Source organism: Gordonia sihwensis (assembly GCF_029632925.1).
GTDB lineage: Bacteria > Actinomycetota > Actinomycetes > Mycobacteriales > Mycobacteriaceae > Gordonia > Gordonia sihwensis.
In genome coordinates this window covers 1397360-1413438 of record NZ_CP121248.1, presented here as the reverse complement: position 1 = coordinate 1413438, position 16079 = coordinate 1397360, and the positions used below count along the sequence as shown (strand labels likewise).

At 67.5% G+C, this 16079-nt stretch carries 13 protein-coding genes; 7 read left to right on the top strand and 6 right to left on the bottom strand.

The annotated features are described in order from the left end of the window. Window positions 1-39: 39 nt before the first annotated feature. Together P5P27_RS06840 and P5P27_RS06835 are read left to right on the top strand one after the other, a co-directional pair. Window positions 40-1380, top strand: coding sequence for an MFS transporter (locus P5P27_RS06840; protein WP_006896548.1), 1341 nt, complete (start codon window positions 40-42; stop codon window positions 1378-1380). Continuing rightward, complete coding sequence (locus P5P27_RS06835) at window positions 1377-2891, top strand: pyridoxal phosphate-dependent decarboxylase family protein (RefSeq protein WP_062367577.1); 1515 nt, start codon at window positions 1377-1379, stop codon at window positions 2889-2891. Before P5P27_RS06840 ends, P5P27_RS06835 begins: the two co-directional genes overlap by 4 nt. Here P5P27_RS06835 and P5P27_RS06830 read toward each other — a convergent pair. The 3 genes from P5P27_RS06830 to P5P27_RS06820 all read right to left on the bottom strand — a co-directional run bounded on the left by P5P27_RS06830 (window position 2872) and on the right by P5P27_RS06820 (window position 6918). Further along, window positions 2872-4014: an acyl-CoA dehydrogenase family protein gene (locus tag P5P27_RS06830; protein WP_006896546.1), complete on the bottom strand. Its 1143-nt coding sequence runs from the start codon at window positions 4012-4014 to the stop codon at window positions 2872-2874. The two genes, P5P27_RS06835 and P5P27_RS06830, sit on opposite strands and share 20 nt — an antisense overlap. Before the next feature lie 228 nt (window positions 4015-4242). After that, window positions 4243-5451 (bottom strand): L,D-transpeptidase, encoded by a 1209-nt coding sequence (locus P5P27_RS06825; RefSeq protein WP_006896545.1) that lies wholly within the window; start codon window positions 5449-5451, stop codon window positions 4243-4245. Window positions 5452-5622: 171 nt separating this feature from the next. Beyond that, window positions 5623-6918 (bottom strand): NAD(P)/FAD-dependent oxidoreductase, encoded by a 1296-nt coding sequence (locus P5P27_RS06820; RefSeq protein ID WP_278126968.1) that lies wholly within the window; start codon window positions 6916-6918, stop codon window positions 5623-5625. 133 nt (window positions 6919-7051) lie between these two features. Here P5P27_RS06820 and P5P27_RS06815 point away from each other — a divergent pair, with 133 nt between their 5' ends. The 5 genes from P5P27_RS06815 (at window position 7052) to P5P27_RS06795 (ending at window position 11629) form a co-directional block, all read left to right on the top strand. Further along, window positions 7052-7918: a LysR family transcriptional regulator gene (locus P5P27_RS06815; protein WP_278126966.1), complete on the top strand. Its 867-nt coding sequence runs from the start codon at window positions 7052-7054 to the stop codon at window positions 7916-7918. A 105-nt stretch (window positions 7919-8023) separates the two neighbouring features. Then, window positions 8024-9190, top strand: coding sequence for an IS1249 family transposase (locus tag P5P27_RS06810; RefSeq protein ID WP_278125867.1), 1167 nt, complete (start codon window positions 8024-8026; stop codon window positions 9188-9190). Window positions 9191-9661: 471 nt separating this feature from the next. Next, window positions 9662-10510, top strand: coding sequence for a tyrosine-type recombinase/integrase (locus tag P5P27_RS06805; RefSeq protein WP_278126963.1), 849 nt, complete (start codon window positions 9662-9664; stop codon window positions 10508-10510). Window positions 10511-10571: 61 nt separating this feature from the next. After that, window positions 10572-11279, top strand: coding sequence for a hypothetical protein (locus P5P27_RS06800; protein WP_278126961.1), 708 nt, complete (start codon window positions 10572-10574; stop codon window positions 11277-11279). Then, on the top strand, window positions 11279-11629 hold the full coding sequence (locus P5P27_RS06795) for a hypothetical protein (protein WP_278126959.1): 351 nt from the start codon (window positions 11279-11281) through the stop codon (window positions 11627-11629). The genes P5P27_RS06800 and P5P27_RS06795 overlap by 1 nt, the downstream gene beginning before the upstream one ends. A 377-nt stretch (window positions 11630-12006) precedes the next feature. Here the strand turns inward: P5P27_RS06795 and P5P27_RS06790 are convergent, their stop codons facing one another. The 3 genes from P5P27_RS06790 to P5P27_RS06780 are packed head-to-tail and all read right to left on the bottom strand — an operon-like array spanning window position 12007 to window position 16078. After that, window positions 12007-13110, bottom strand: coding sequence for a hypothetical protein (locus P5P27_RS06790; RefSeq protein ID WP_278126957.1), 1104 nt, complete (start codon window positions 13108-13110; stop codon window positions 12007-12009). Beyond that, entirely contained in the window at window positions 13107-15428 is a 2322-nt protein-coding gene (locus P5P27_RS06785; protein WP_278126955.1) for a hypothetical protein, read from the bottom strand. The genes P5P27_RS06790 and P5P27_RS06785 overlap by 4 nt, the downstream gene beginning before the upstream one ends. Window positions 15429-15442: 14 nt before the next feature. Beyond that, window positions 15443-16078: a hypothetical protein gene (locus tag P5P27_RS06780; protein ID WP_278126954.1), complete on the bottom strand. Its 636-nt coding sequence runs from the start codon at window positions 16076-16078 to the stop codon at window positions 15443-15445. Window position 16079: the final 1 nt, after the last annotated feature.

Sequence of the window (16079 nt, the reverse complement as noted above, 5' to 3'; positions counted from 1 at the left end):
CACTCCCGCCGGTCTTGATCGTCTGATCTACTCGATCGTGTGAGTGTTTCGACCTCCGCGCCGCCGGTGTCACGCCGGGTCACCGCGGGCTTCGCGGCCGGCAGTCTGGGAACCGGTGGCTTCGGCGTGCTGCCCGGACTGGTGCTGGCGTACTACCTCACGGACACTCTCGCGGTCGGCGCCCTGCTCGCCTCGGCGATCGTGGTGATCCCCAAGATCGTCGACGTCCTGGTGAACCCGCTGATCGGCGCTCGCAACGACACCGCGTTCGCCGCCACCGGATCCCGCACGCGGTTGATGTGGATCGGCACCCTCGCGATCGTGCCGACGTTCATCCTCACCTTCGCCGCACCGACGGCCGCGCCGCCCGCGGTGGCCGCACTGTGGGTGCTCGTCTTCTTCACCACCGCTGCCGTGGCCTACGCCTGCTTTCAGGTCCCGTACATCGCGCTGCCCACCGATCTGACGCCCGACTATCACGCGCGCACACGTCTGATCTCGGCGCGGATCGCGGTTCTCGCGCTGGCGATCCTGTTGATCGGCGCGGGCGCTCCCGCGGTCCGCGATGCGCTCGGGGGCGGCGCCGCCGGTTACGCGGTGATGGCTGCGGTGTCCGTGGCCGTGATCGCGGGAGGCATGGCCGTCTCGACAGCGGTCGCCGGCGCCGCGGGCCGTCGGGCGCCGATCCGGGCGCGGACCGCGACGCACGCGGTGGGCGGAGCCGCGGCGTTCCGGGCCGTCCGCGATCATCACCACTATCGGGTCCTGTTGTCGGTCTTCGTGATTCAGGCGCTCGCGAGCGCGGTGATGCTCGCCGGAGCGCAGTATCTGGCGACCTACGTCCTCGACAGCTCCGCCGCGCTGACCCCGCTGTTCGTCGCGCTCGTGGCACCGGCGCTGCTGGTGATGCCGCTGTGGGTCCGTGTGGGACGACGTTTCGGGAAGCTGCGCGGTCTGTACGCGGCGTCGGCGTTGTTCCTGCTCGCGGACGTGATCCTCGCTTTCGCGATCGCGGCGCCGGGGGCGTGGGTCTTCGGAGTCCTGGCGATCACCGGCGTCGGCTACGCCGGCATGCAGACCTTTCCGCTCGCGATGCTTCCCGACGTGATCGACGAATACTCCGCGCGCACCGGCCGCGAGCAGGGCGGCGCCCTGTCCGGCCTCTGGACCGCGGGCGAAACGCTGGGCATGGCCGTGGGACCGGGTCTGTACCTGCTGGTGCTCGCGGCCACCGGGTTCGTCTCGTCGACGGCCGACACGGTCGCCGATCAGCCGCGCAGCGCGATCATCGGCATCACCGCGGGATTCTCGGTGCTGCCCGCAGTCCTGGTGACGCTGAGTCTGGTGCTGCTGACCCGCTACGAGAGGAGACACCCGTGACGAGCCGCGACCCGGACGAGGTACTGGCCAGACTGCGCCGACTGCGCGAATCCGACGCGCCGACCCACGGCGGCCGGATCCTCTCCTACGTGTACGACAGCGGGCTGGGCGTCCTCGACCGGCTGGCCGCGGACGCAGCCGAGCTCGTCCGTCCGGTGAACGGACTCGATCCCACGGTCTTCGGATCGGTCGCCGCGATGGAACGCGATCTGATCGAGTTCTCCCGGAGCGCGTTCGGCTCCCCCGACGCCGTCGGGACGGTCACCTCCGGCGGCACCGAGAGCTGCCTCCTCGCCGTCGCCGCGGCCCGCCGGACCTCCGGGCTCCCGCGCGGGCACGGAAATGTGGTCGCACCGTCGACGGCGCACGCCGCCTTCGACAAGGCCGCCGAACTGCTCGGCGTCGATCTACGACGAGTTCCGGTGGATCCCGACTCCACTCGACCGTCCGCCGCCGACGTCGCCGCGCACGTCGACGACGAGACCTTCCTGCTGGTCGCGTCCGCTCCGAACTATCCGACCGGAACGATGGACCCGATCGCCGAGTTCGGCGCGCTGGCGCTCGAACGCGGGCTGCCGCTGCACGTGGATGCCTGTCTCGGCGGCTTCGCACTCGCCTGGTGGCCCGAACCGTCCGATCCGTGGGACCTGTCCGTGCCCGGTGTCACCAGCCTGTCCGCCGACTTCCACAAATACGGCTACGCCCCGAAGGGCGCGTCCATCCTGCTGCACACCGATCGGGATCGGCACCGCGCCGGCTACTTCGCCACCGCGGACTGGCCGGGCTATCCGGTGGTCAACCCGACGCTGCTCGGGTCGCGATCGGCCACCGGCACCGCCGCAGCGTGGGCGATCACCCAGTTCCTCGGCCCCGAGGGGTTCGCCGGACTCGTCGGCGACGTCGCCGCCGCGCGCACGGCGCTCCTCGAACAGATCTGCGCCATCGACGGGCTCCGGGTGGTCGGCGACCCCTTCGGTCCGGTCTTCGCGGTGGCCGCCGACCACGCGTCGGCGCGGCCGATCGACCCCCACCGGTGGGCCGACGAGGTCCACGCGCGTGGATTCACCCTGCAGGCGCAGCCCCGCTACCGGCAGTCCGACGGCTCCGAACTCGCCGCGAGCACCCACCTGACGATCACTCCGGTGACCCGGACGGTGGCCGCCGAGCTGTCGGCCGCAATGGTCGACGCCGCGACCGCGGCTCGTGCACTTCCGCCGATCGACGCACCGGGCCCGCTCCGCGAGCTGGCCGCGGCGTTCGAGTCGGGAGCCGTCACGGTCGAGGACGCCGTCGGGCTGGACTCGGCGGCCACCGAGGCCGTGCTGATCGGAGCGGGGATCGACCCGCACTCCGACCCGGCGCGGTCGGAGGAGGCGCTCGACATCGGCGCCGTGATCGCCGCCATCGACCTCCTCCCCCGACCGGTGACGGCGAAGATGCTCATCGAGTTCCTCGCCGCCTTCACCAATCCGCCGCCGGCCGGGACGGGCACTACAGTGCGCGCGAGATGATCTCCTTCATGATCTCGTTGGTGCCGCCGTAGATCATCTGGACGCGGTTGTCGGCCCACATGCGGGCGATCGGGTACTCGTTCATGTAGCCGTAGCCGCCGAAGAGCTGCAGGCAGGTGTCGGCGACCTGCATGGCCTTCTCGGTGGTCCACCACTTCGACATCGCCACGGTCGGGATGTCGAGTTCTCCGCGCAGGTGCTGCTCGATGCAGTCGTCGATGAACACCCGGGCGACGTGTGCTTCGGTCGCGACCTCGGCGAGCTTGAACTTGGTGTTCTGGAAGCCGTAGATCGGACGGCCGAAGGCGGTGCGCTCCTTGGTGTACTCGAGCGTCTTCTCCAGGGCGACCTCCATGCCTGCGACGGACGCGACACCGATGATCAGGCGCTCCTGCGGAAGCTGCGTCATCAGCTGGATGAAGCCCAGCCCCTCCTGGTCGCCGAGCAGATTCGACTGCGGCACACGCACACCCGAGAAGTTCAGCTCGGCCGTGTCCTGGCCGCGCATGCCGACCTTGTCGAGGATCCGGCCGCGGCTGAAGCCCTCGCGGTCGGTCTCGACCAGGATTAGCGAGATGCCCTTGGCGCCCTCGTTGGTGTCGGTCTTGGCGACGACGATCACCAGATCGGCCTGGCCGCCGTTGGTGATGAAGGTCTTGGAACCGTCGATGACGTAATCGTCACCGTCCTTGATCGCCTTGGTCTTGACGTTCTGCAGGTCCGATCCCGTTCCCGGCTCGGTCATGGCGATCGCACCGACCACCTCTCCCGAGGCCATCTTCGGCAACCAGTGCTGCTTCTGCTCCTCGGAGCCGTACGCGAGCAGGTAGTGCGCGACGATCCCGTTGTGCAGGCTCTGGCCCCATGACGAGTCGACGGCCCGCGCCTGCTCCTCGATCAGGACCGCCTCGTGGGCGAACGTGCCGCCGCCGCCCCCGTACTCCTCCGGGATCGACATGCAGAGCAGGCCCACCTCGCCCGCTTTGAGCCACAGATCGCGGTCGACGTGGTGCTGCTCGATGAAGCGTTCGGTGTTCGGAGCGAGCTCCTTCTCGCAGAACGCGCGCGCCATGTCGCGCAGCGCGGTGAGTTCCTCGGTCTCCCACGAAGGACGTCGTGCCATGAGTTGAGCTACCTATCTCGAGTGCGGTGTTCGACGCTGAGCGTGCCGCCCAGCCCTACCGGCGACTATACAGTCGTACCGTATTTTGAGTGCCTCGCGAGCTTAACATCGCTCGATGTCAACGTCGCGTCCGGGGCGGCGCCGACCGCCGCTCCGGCCACCCCGCGCACAACCGTAAACGCCCGGAACCAGGCGGTTCCGGGCGTTTACGGGGACGAGAGATGCAGGTCAGGCGTTGCCCTTAGACCACGTCGACCAGGGGATGTTCCAGTCGCCGAGACCGTCGGTGCCGGGCAGTTCGGGCCCGATCGTGTTCTTCACCGTCACCGGGTCGCCGCGCAACGTGTTCCGGACCACCCAGAGGGCGTCGTCCGGGCTGAGGTTCAGGCACCCGTGGCTGGTGTTCGTGTTGCCCTGCGCCCACACCGACCACGGAGCCGAGTGCAGGTAGATACCGCTGTACGACATCTGGGTCGCGTAGTCCACGGGGGTGCGGTAGCCGTCGGCGGAGTTCGTCGGGACGCCGTAGGTCGAGGAGTCCATGATGATGTGATCGAGACGGTCACCGATGATGTAGATGCCGTTGTCGGTGGGGGCGCTCTCCTTGCCCATCGAAGTCGGCATGGTCCGGATGACCTTGCCGTCGCGCTTGACGGTGACCATCTTGGTGTTGTCGTCCGCGAACAACTCCATCTGGCGGCCGACCTTGAACGACGACGAGACGTTCTCCTGGCCGAAGAGCCCGTCGCCCAGATCGATTCCGAAGGTGTTGACCTTCACGCTCACCTTGGTGCCCGGCTTCCAGAAGTGCTCGGGACGCCAGCGGACCTCCTGGTCGCTGATCCAGTAGAAGGCGCCCTCCACCTTCGGGGTCGAGGTGATCTTGATGGCGGCCTGGGCCGCCTTGCGGTCCGGGATCGCCTCGTCGAAACGCACACCGATGGTCTGCGCGATACCGACGGTCTCACCGTCGGGCGGGCTGATGTACGCCTGCGTCACGTTGTTCGGAGCGCGGGTGGTGAAGGTGCTCTTGCTGGTCGTGGTGCCGCCGACCCCGATCGCGTCCGCGGTGACCGTGTACGACCTGTCGTATCCGAACGGCTCGGCACTGGTCCACTTGGTGCCGTCCTCGCTCAGCACGCCCTTGATCGGCGTGCCGTCCGACTTCGGGATGTTGACATTGCGGATGGTGCCCTCGGTCGCGGTCACGACGATCGGCGCACCCGGCTGGACGCCCACCTCACCCTTCTGCAGAGGCTTGCCCGACTCGTCGGTGAACGCGAGTGCAGGCTTGATCATGTCCCCGAACTCACCGTTCGCGTGGACCTGACCGTCATAGCTGCTGCAGGACGAGATCAGCGCGATGGCGGCAAGCATGGCAAAAACGGCAGTGACCTTGGCCCCGAACCGACGGCCGCGCATCCGACGAAAACGCATTGTGCTCCCAAGAAGAATTCAGCGGGCTCCGCAGAGACGGAGCCTGTTCCGGCTGCCCATTGTACGAGAGGCGCCAGACCGCCTGCACCTCGGACGCGTGTGGAGCGCCACACATCATTCACGCGAACGACCTGCGCACGTTCCCGGCGTCGAGCGGTCGTCCCGGACGGCTCAGGCCGCCGACTCCGCGAGCGGGCGGCGGTCGCCGGTCCCGTCGGGGCCGCCGGCGTCGGCGCCGCGCCCGGCCGAGCGGTCCACCTGCGCGAATCCCGGCCGAGCCGAGCCCGCGAAGGAGCGGAACCAGGACAGCACGGCGCCGACCCTGTTCCGGAATCCCACCAGGTAGAACAGGTGCACCCCGAGCCACGTGAGCCAGCCGAGGAAGCCGGTGAGCTTGATGCCGAACGGCGCGTCGACGACGGCGTTATGGCGGTTGATCACCGCCATGCTGCCCTTGTCGAGGTAACGGAACCGGGTGCCGCGGACCGTGGCACCGCGGATCATGTCGGCGGCGTGACGGCCCTGCTGCATCGCGACCGGACTCTGGCCGGGCAGCCTGTCGAGGCTCGTCATGTCGCCGATCGCGAAGACGTCGGCGCGGCCGCCGACCGTGAGGTCGGGGTTGATGAGCAGTCGCCCGGCGCGGTCGGTCTCGCATCCGGTCGCCTCGGCCACCACCTGCGCGAGTGGCGTGGCCTTCACTCCAGCCGACCACACCACCGTCCGCGCCCGCAGAACCCGCTCGGTTCCGTCGGCGGCCCGGACGGTCACCGCGTCGCCGTCGATATCGGTCACGACGGTCTCGGTCATCACGTCGATTCCCGACTTCTCCAGCGTCTTGCGCGCGAAGTCCGACAACTTGCCCCCGTACACGGGAAGGACGTCGCCCGCCCCCTCCACGAGGTGGACGGTGGCCGGCGCGTCGGTGAAATAGCGCAGGCCCAGCTCTTGGATCTGGCCCGCGATCTCGACACCCGTGGCGCCGGCGCCGACGACGACGAAGGTGTGCGCGGTCTCGTCGGCGAGCGGAGCCTCGAAGCAGTCCAGCAGGTGCGCCCGCAGATCGATCGCGTCGTCGCGCGTCTTGAGCGAGAAGGTGCTCTCAGCCCACTCGTCGTGGCCGAAGTATCCCTGGCTCGCGCCGGCGGCGACGATCAGGAACTCGTAGGCGATCTGCTCGCTGCCGTCGTCGGTGCTGTAGGTGATCACCTTGCGCTCGGCGTCGAGCGCGGTGACGTAGCCTTCCACGACGTCGAGCGACTTCTTGTCCGCGAGAACGTCGGCGATCGACGGCGCGATCTCCTGCGCCGGGAGGACGCCGGTGGCGACCTGGTACAGCAGCGGCTGGAACAGATGCTCCGGCGTCGCGGAGATCAGCACCGTCTCGACCTTCGACTTCGCCAGCTGCTTGGCTGCCGCCAATCCGCCGAATCCCGAGCCGATGATCACGACCTCGGTGCTGCGCATGTGCCTCATCTCCTGTGCGTTGTCCGCCAATTGCTTTCACTGATCACAGTGCCGGATAGCTGCGTTGCCCCTCAACCCGATTGACCACTCGTTTACCGATGACATTTATCTGTTCTACTCATACAGTGAGGGAATGGAGTTCCGGCAGCTCGAGTACCTGACCGCGGTCGCCGACACCGGCGGCTTCTCCAAGGCCGCCGAACGGTGTTTCGTCTCGCAGTCGGCGATCAGTCACCAGATCGCCGCGCTCGAGCGCGAGCTCGGAACCGAGCTCTTCGACCGCTCCACCCGCCGGGTCCGACTGACCGAGGCCGGCGAGACCCTGCTGCCACGCGCGCGGGAACTGCTGGGCTTGCGCGATGCCGCGATCGCCGCCGTGAGCCCACAGCCCAACCGGATCCGGATCGCGGCGAACATGTCGTTCGCCGGTTCGGCGCTGGCGGCCGTGTCGGCGATCCGCGACCGCCATCCGGACGCAGAGATCGACTTCCTCATCAAACCCTTCGCCCAACGGATCGAGGCCGTCGCCGCCGGCGACGCCGACATCGCACTGATCCGCGGCAGCCTCGACCACGAGGGTCTCTACCTCGATCCGCTGTGGATCGAGCAACCCGTCGTCGCATTCAGTCCGCGTCACCGTCTCGCCAAGCTCGGAAGGCCGCCCCGGCCCGAAGAACTCGCCGAGTACCCGCTGCTGCTCCCGCCGATCGAGAAGCAGGTTCTCCTGCACCGTCTCGTCGAGCGAGTCTTCGCCAAGGCCGGAGTCGCCACCCTGCTCGGTCCCGAGATCCGCGACGGACACCCGGTGACCTTCGATCTCATCAACCGGCCGGAGTCGTGGACGCTGCTGTACGAGGATCTCAAACAGCCCGGCATCATCTGCAGGCACAATCCGGCGTTCACGCTGACGGTCTCGGCGGCGCTGCGCACCGACGCCGCACCGAACCCACTGGTCGCCGACCTGCTCACCGAACTCTCGGGAGGGTATCGGCGCGGCTGACCGGGGAGTCCGGGGTTAAAGGCCAAAATGTGTGTACAGATACGCTGGTTTCCGGTGTCTGACCTCGACTGACAGTGCGCCGGACATGCTTTGAAAGCATGTTCGGTGTCAGGTTCTCGGAATTCCCCCTCATGTGGTGTATGCGGCCGCAAGCTCGTCAAGAACGGAACCACCAGCGCCGGCCGCACCCGCTGGCGCTGCAAAGACTGCGGCGCCTCCAGCACCCAGAAACGCCCCGACATCACCCGCAAAGCCGAACTCACCGCGTTCCTCACCTGGCTCCTGCACGGCCGACAACCCGACCACATCAGCGCCCGCACGTTCCGCCGATCACGCTCCTGGTGCTGGAACATCGAAGTCCCACCACCTGCACCCCCGACTGAGCCGGCCCAGGTATTGATGCTCGATGGCACCTACTTCCAATCCTGGTGCCTGCTGATCGCCTTCGACGGCACCCACGTCGTCGACTGGCAATGGTGCGACCGCGAGAAGAAGATCGCCTGGCAGCAAATCCTGCAACGCCAACCCGCCCCGCACGTCGCGGTCATCGACGGTGGCCGCGGCCTGCTCGCCGCGATCGCTGACGATTGGCCCACCACTCGAGTCCAGCGCTGCTACTTCCACATCTTCCAGACCGTGCGCCGCCACCACACCTTCAAACCCCGACTCGATGCTGCCCGTGAAATTGTCACTCTGACAACCGCTTTGATGAACATCCGCAATTCCGAGCAGGCCGTGCTCTGGCTTCAGGCCTACAACGACTGGGAAATCAAGCACGACCGATTCCTCCGGCACCGGACCTACGCCCGCCCGCACGCTGTGCGCCCGAAGGGCGTCGCCGAGACCAGCACCTGGTGGTACACCCACCGCGACCTACGCAAGACCCGAGGACTGTTCCGGCGGCTGATCTCAGAAGAGCACCTGTTCACCTGGATCGACCCCCGCCTGACCGATGAAGAGCACCCCCTGCCGCGGACCACCTCACCGCTCGAAGGCGGCCCCAACAAAGGTCTCAAAGACCTGTTCCGCGCTCACCGAGGACTTCTGACCGAGCACGCCCGCCGAGCCGCCGAATGGAAGCTCAACAGCCTCACCGCCCACCCACACGATCCGTGGAGCCTGGTCCGCGAAGAGCACCACAACCCACCACCGCAGCGACCGAAGGAAACGCCCGTCGAGGACGAGCAGATCGGGCCCGCCGCCTACGACACAGGCTTCAACTGGGAAGACGGCAACGGCATCCAACACGGATGGGGAGGCCGAAACCGGTAAACCACCCGACGCCACGCCCGAACCGTACACACATTCTGGCCTTTAACCCGGAGTCCGCCCTGGGAACGAGAAGAGCCCCCGTCGAACCGAGTGGTTCAAACGAGGGCTTCTGCTGTGCGCCATCAGGGACTCGAACCCCGAACCCGCTGGTTTACGGCCGGCCCAGGTCGCGGCGTCGCATCAACGGTAGTTCCGATGCGCAGGACGACTCCGGCACGCGAGACGCCGCTCCGTCCGACCGGAATCCAGGGCCCGAACTGTCCGATGAAGGCGGACGCGGCGTGATTCCGACTCCACTCCCCCGGCTGTGAAGCCACCCAGCTGCCAGTCGGGCTCCGCGCCACCGAGCACAGCTGCTCAGAAATACCACTGACCAGCACTTTTCGAGGCAGATTCGTCCAAACGGAGGACGTGAGAATGTACACGCGACACGCCCGAAACGCATCGGTTATGCCAATCGACAGAATTGGCGTGATATACGCTCACCTCTCCCCCGAATGGTCCCTCGCACTCTCCGACTTCGCCGCGTGGCTGATCGCTGCGGGCATGGCGCCCAGTTCGCAGAGAATCCGCTGCTATCACGTCCGCCGGCTCGCGGAAGCTGTGCACCTCCCCCCGGACAAGCTCGAGCTCGACGATTTGGTCGAGTACTTCGCAGCCCAGGAATGGGCGCCCGAAACGCGTCGCGGAAACCGCGCCAGCATCGTCAAGTTCATGACGTGGATGCACTCATCGGGTCGGCGGCCCGACAACCCAGCAGCCCTCCTGCCGACCGTCAGCGTCCCGACTGGCTCGCCGCGGCCGACTCCTGAGAAGATCCTGCGCTCCGCGCTCATCGCTTCGAGTCCGCGCACCCGCCTCATGGTCAGCCTCGGCGCGTTCGTCGGTCTCCGTCGCGGCGAGATCGCGACGACTCGCGGCGATGCGGTTGGAGAGGACCTCGACGGCCCCGTCCTTCGTGTCACAGGCAAGGGCGGGCACGTGCGGGTCGTTCCCCTCGATGAAGGCATCGCCGAGCAGATCACTGCGCGAGGCCCAGGATGGACCTTCCCTGGCCAGATCGACGGCCATCTGTCACCAGCGCATGTGGGAAAGCTCGTGTCGCGGGTTATGCCGGAAGGATGGACGGCGCACTCGTTGCGGCACCGTTTCGCCAGCGCCGCATACGCACACGAGCGCGATATCCGCGCCGTACAGGAGTTGCTCGGGCACAAGAGTGTACGGACGACGCAGATGTACACCGCGGTTCCGGATCGCGCCCGCCGTTCGGCGGCATCGGCGGCTGCCGCAGGGTTCAATCACATCCGAGATGCGGCGTAAAGCGACATAACCGGACTAGCGTTAGCCATTCACGGATCACCTAGAGAAGGCATATGAGCAAATGAGCGTACGACTGATGGGCCGCGCAGCGATCGCGGCGGCAGGCATCTGCGCCGCGGCGCTCGTCGGCGCATGCGGTTCCTCCGACGAGACGACGCCGACGCAGAGCAGCGTGGCGCCGACGTCGAGCACCGACGAAGGCTCTATCCAGCCCGTCGGCTCGATCATTCGCGGCCAGTCGGGCGCGACGGTGGAACTTCAGACCGTCACCCAGCGTGGTGCGTCGACCGTGCTCGGCGTCAAGTTCACCGCGGGCAGGACCAATCTCGAGGGCTACAACATCCTGACGCCCGTGCTGACCTACGGGCAGGACGGGAAGGAGGCTGCGGTCGACTACGCGATCACCGAGCCGGTCTCGGGCATCATCCCGGCAGGCACAGCGCGATCGGTTGAGTTCGGTTACGAGGTCGACAAGGCGAAGCTCAACCCTGCGACGGTCACTATCGGAATCGGGCTGGCCGAAGCTGGATGGCACGGGGATTTGACGACGGTGAAAGCGGCGCCGGCCGAGTCCGCTGAACCGGACACCCCGGCCGCCGCCGAAGTGCCAGCCACGACTGAAACACCCGCGCCAGAGCCGGCGCCCACCGAGGAGTCGGCCGATGCGCCGCCAGCGACCTTCGACCCGGACAGCGGGGACGGCTACGGACCGAACCAGAAGCTGCCGCCGTTGTGCGAGCGGTTCCCCGACGAGTACGGGCCGTGCTGATGCAAGCGCCACCCACTGACGCCGAGGTCATTGAGGCGTTCGCCGTCTACATCGGTCAGCGGTCGGCCGCGGGGGTCCTCATGGCGAAGGCGGTCAGCGACATTGCGTTTCGCGACGGTCGAGTGCGCATTACGCTCGACCCGGCGCGAGCCGGTGCTGAGTACTGGGCACTGATGGAGGTTCAGCCGTTCGACAATCCGGCCTACTTCTACGGCACTGTCGTCGCATTCAACGACGACGAGGGAACTTGGCTTCGCCGGCGGGTGACTGATGTCGATGTCGTCGACGTGGACGGCAGGCCGCTCGGCACGGCGACCGTCGCTGAGCTCTACAGCCGAGCAACGGGGTAGGCGGGAGGAATTGCATCGGCGGGGTGTTCGGCGCGCAGTGACCCAACGGTCGAGACGGCGAAAAGGCCCCCAGGAACCGCCGGTAGCGGACCTGGGGGTCTTCCGTTGCGCGTGTCTTCCCCACGCGCACATTGCACGATAGCGCGCTGGTCGGACAACAGGTGGCGGGCGTCAGCGCGTGTACACCGCCACACCTCGTCGTTGTCGGGTGCATACTCGGCGATCTCGCCGAGATCGGGCGCTCCGCCGCCTGCGCCCGGCATCAGGACCGGCAACCGCAGCGGAACGGCGTCTACGTCGATGATGCGGCCGTCGTGCGGTCCGCCGTGAAGGGTGACGAGCATGCCCAGGAGTATGCCCCAGCACAGGTCGCACGCTTATGTCAGCGGGAGCGTGACCGACCCCTCGGCGCCGGAGACCGACGACTGCGCGCCTTCCACGATCGACACCGAGCACGACCATCCGCCGCCCTTGTAGGCAGTCGACCGAAGCGTGCCCGCGCTGGCCGCACTCACCTGATTGCCGCTCGTGAAGATCGCCACTTTCGTCGCTCCGGTGGGCGCCGTTGCGGACGTTGTGCCGCTCGCCCATACAGGGGTTCCGAGCGTGGCTGTACCGCGGTATGCGGCCGCAACGATGGCGCGGTCCGAGTCGCTCGTGATCAGGTGCGTCCCGGCGGGTAAGTCGAAGCGTGCCACCGTCAGCCGGATATTGGTTCCGGCGTGCGTGTACACCTGCGTTCCGGTGATGTCGCCGCAGGTCACGGTCGATGCCGCGGGCGGGCCCCCGCCGACTCCCGCAACCGCCACGAATACCGTCGCGGCGGCCGGCAGTATGATCTCGACCGTGGCCGATCCTGTCGTGCCGTTGGTGGCCGACGCGACTGGCTCATTCGGTAGTTGCGGTGCGTTGAGCCACAGACACGCCCCGCGTTGAGGTTGGGTGAGCCCCATGATGGCGTCGTCCGACGTCGTGCCGTGGATCGCGACGCCGTCGTTCAGGCGCGGCGACACGATCCGCAGTATGTCGCCCTCAGTGGCGGTCCGAATGCCGCCTGCAGTCCAGAACCCGACGGCCAGCCTCGCGGAGTTGGTGAGCGTGATCGGCGTCGTCGTGGTGACCTGCGGGATACCGACCGTTTGCACGTTAGCGAACGACATGGCGGCGTAGTTCGCGGAGAAGTTGCCACCGGGCGACGACCAGATCACTTCCACAGTCGAGGTCCCCGCAGACAGCCCGGATACGACGAACAGCTTCCATCGCTGCGCCGCGTCGATGAGCGTCGCGGCGATACCCCCGACCTTCACCACGACGGTGTCGATGTAGGTGTCGTTGTTGGTGTGGACTCCGATCAGGACGGCGCCGCGCGGACCGACCTGGATCGCGTCGGCATAGTTTGGCGGGAACGATCCGCCCTTGGCCACCGAGTCCACGTACTCCGGAACGCCGCCGGCGGGCGGCGGGGTCGACATGATGATCACGCGACCACCGCCTCCACGTGGACCGCAAGACCGTTCCCGGGCGTCCCGCCGACGCCGGTGACGGCAGCGGTGAGAACATCTCCGGCGGCGAGTTGAACGTTCAAGCCCGTCTTGCGGCTTCCTGCACCCTGGTCCGCCGCGGCCACCGAATGCGACGTCCCAACGATCGGGGCGCCGTTCTTCCGCAGTTCCACAGTGAGGCTCCCGCTCGCGTCGGCGGTCAGGCACTGCACGTCGAACCCCTTGATCGTGATGGCTCGCTGGCACTTGTGACCGAACGGATTGTCACCGACCCCGGTCGCGCGGGGGCTGTCCTTGCCGAACACGATGAGCGACAGATCGGATGGGAGCAGCCCGGCGGCGAGCTTCGCGAACGTGACACCGCCGTCGGCGATCGACAGCGTTCGGTTCTGGCCGAGCGTTCCGCCACCCTGCAGTCCGCCGGAGGTCGCGATCGTTCGCGAGCCCTGGACGGCACCGACAATCCGCCCGTCGTTGCCCTGAGCCGCGGTTCCGGCGTCGGTGCCGAACTGCACCGACAGGGTGCGATCAGTCGACAGGTCGCCACCACCGGTGAGGCCAAGGCCGGGCTGAACCCTGATCGTCTTGTCGACCTTCGTGTCGAGCGCGTCCTGCTGTGGACCGCTGACAGGCTTGCTGAGGTCGCTGGTGTTGTCGACGAGGCTCAACCCGACGTCACCCTTGCCGAGGACGACGATGCCCTGGTAGCCGTTCACCGACGAGACGGCGTCGGTCGGTGCGACCTGGAGTACCCACGAGCCCTCAGCCGACGGGTCCTCGGCCTGCAGGATGTACGTACCTCGGCCGGGGTTGCCGGTCTGGATCGCGACGTCACCGGGCTGTACCTGCGCGGTGGTCAACGCGAGACGCTCAGCCGTACTGGCCACCACTACTGACTCGTGCGTCGCCTGAGCCGGAATCTGTGAGACCGGGATCTTCCCGCCCACGAGGTCGGCCTTGCTCGACCACCCGGTGACCGTCGGATGGTCGAAGGTGCCGCCGAGCTCGCCGGGCGCCTCACCGGGGAGCATGACCGCTCCCTTCACGGTCTTGGTCGCCGACGGGACGCCGGACCCGACGACCTCGGAGGCCTGCGATGCCCAGTACTGCGCGTCATCAGCCGACCCGGATGCCGACGTCGCCGAAGCGGCGGAGTTCGACTCCGAGGCCGCCGCGGCAGCAGCGGCGGCCATCGCCGACGATTCGGATGCTGCGGCGTTGTCCTCCGAGTCCTTGGCGTTGCCGGCCGAGGTTCCGGCTGCAGTCGCCGCCGCGGCGGCCGCGGCGCGGTCGGCAGCGACGGCTTGGGTCAAGATCTCGACGGTCTCGTCGGCCGCTTCCTGCGCGGCCGTGTCGGCGGCGGACTGTGCTGCGCCAGCGAACGATTCCGCCTGGTTCCGGAAGGTCTGCGCCGATCCCGCCGACGCTCCGGCCTGGTTCGCTGATGTTTCGGCGGCAGCCGCCTTCTGTGTTGCGGTGGTGGCCTTCTGTCCAGCAGTTGTCGCCGAGGCGGCTGCCGCGGCTTCCGACGTGGCGGCGGCGGTCGCGGCCGCCGCAGCGTCGGCAGCGCGCGCACCAGCGATGCTCGCCTGATTCTGCGCGCGGTCGGCGTCGGCTTGAACGTGGTCGCGGATCGCGGCGGCACCGTCGGCGACGACCTGGTCAATGTGCGCACGGTCATCGGCGGTCGATGCCGCGGCGGCCTGAGCCTCATCGCGGGCCGTTCGTGTCTCGCCGAGGTACGCGTTGACCTGGTCGACCTGCTCGCCGATGTCGGAGATCGTCTCAGCGACGAACTCCGCGCGGTCGGCATTGGCCTTTGCCGAGTCGGCGGCAACCTCGGCGCGCGCCGCTGACGCCGCGGCGTCGAGGTAGGCCGGCCAGTAGTCGCGCGGCAGGTCACCGGCGTCGATCAGATCGTTCAGGTGCAACTCTCGATTGCCGTTGGCGGCGAACTGGACCGTGCGGCCCGGGAGCTTCTTGTTGTTCCACCACAGCTCGGCAGTCGCGGTCCACCACACCGGGTAGTCGCCGATGGCTCCGACGAGCTCGACGCCGTCGCGGCGCTGCAGATCCCGCAGGCGGCCGTCGACGATCAGCCCGGTGATCGGCGAGGCGGATACTGAGCGCGAGGGCAGTCCGGTCGGTAGCGAGCCGTACGAGCCGAGGTTCGGCGTGAACACGACTTTGCCGGTGGGCAGGACCTCGTCGGGCAGCGCGTCGTCGTCGAGAACGCCGTCGTCGATCAGGTGCGCCCAGGATCCGGTGATGTGGACGTAGGTGTACTCGTCGGCCATGGGGATGGCTCCTTTTAGATGGGAGATTCAGTGGACCTGCTGATGTGCTGGACCGTCAGGCGGGAACGGTGGTCGCCGCCGCGGATCCAGCGGCCGACAAGCAGTGTTCGCACATAGACCTGCACCTGGTATCCCGCGTCGGGAACCACGACTGACGTGTTGATCTCGCGAGTCTGTGCGCTACCGCCGGTGTAGACGTCTTCGGTGGTTGAGAAGATGGACCCGTCGGGAGCGAGGACGCGAACCTCCCAGGCGACATCGAGTCCGATCGGCGAGACGGTGTAGTCGATATAGATGCGGGCACTCAGATTCCACAGGCCCTTCTCCTCGAGGATCAAGCGGCCATTCGCGATGTGGCACGCCTGCATGGGGCCGATCTGGTTGCTGTAGGAGAACTGCCCCGTGTTGGTTATCCCGTTCGCTGTCGACGCGTAGGCCGATCCGTAGTCGAGCAGGGGCGACAACAGATCCGTGCGGTTGTTCAGCGCCTCCTGGCCCTCTTGGAGCTTCCCGACGCTGTCGCGGATCTGGCGTGTTTCCTCCGCTGAGGCGATCCCCTCGCTGATGCCCTCGACTTTGTCGACCATCGAGTCGTAGTCGGTGGACGTCGACGGCGGCGGGAAGTAGAACCTGTCGCGCCCGACACCCATG

Bases quoted from the DNA above. Each gene is read 5' to 3' on its own strand.
- P5P27_RS06830 (WP_006896546.1), bottom strand. From the start codon at position 4,014: ATGGCACGACGTCCTTCGTGGGAGACCGAGGAACTCACCGCGCTGCGC.
- P5P27_RS06825 (WP_006896545.1), bottom strand. From the start codon at position 5,451: ATGCGTTTTCGTCGGATGCGCGGCCGTCGGTTCGGGGCCAAGGTCACT.
- P5P27_RS06820 (WP_278126968.1), bottom strand. From the start codon at position 6,918: ATGCGCAGCACCGAGGTCGTGATCATCGGCTCGGGATTCGGCGGATTG.
- P5P27_RS06815 (WP_278126966.1), top strand. From the start codon at position 7,052: ATGGAGTTCCGGCAGCTCGAGTACCTGACCGCGGTCGCCGACACCGGC.
- P5P27_RS06800 (WP_278126961.1), top strand. From the start codon at position 10,572: ATGAGCGTACGACTGATGGGCCGCGCAGCGATCGCGGCGGCAGGCATC.
- P5P27_RS06795 (WP_278126959.1), top strand. From the start codon at position 11,279: ATGCAAGCGCCACCCACTGACGCCGAGGTCATTGAGGCGTTCGCCGTC.
- P5P27_RS06785 (WP_278126955.1), bottom strand. From the start codon at position 15,428: ATGGCCGACGAGTACACCTACGTCCACATCACCGGATCCTGGGCGCAC.
- P5P27_RS06780 (WP_278126954.1), bottom strand. From the start codon at position 16,078: ATGGGTGTCGGGCGCGACAGGTTCTACTTCCCGCCGCCGTCGACGTCC.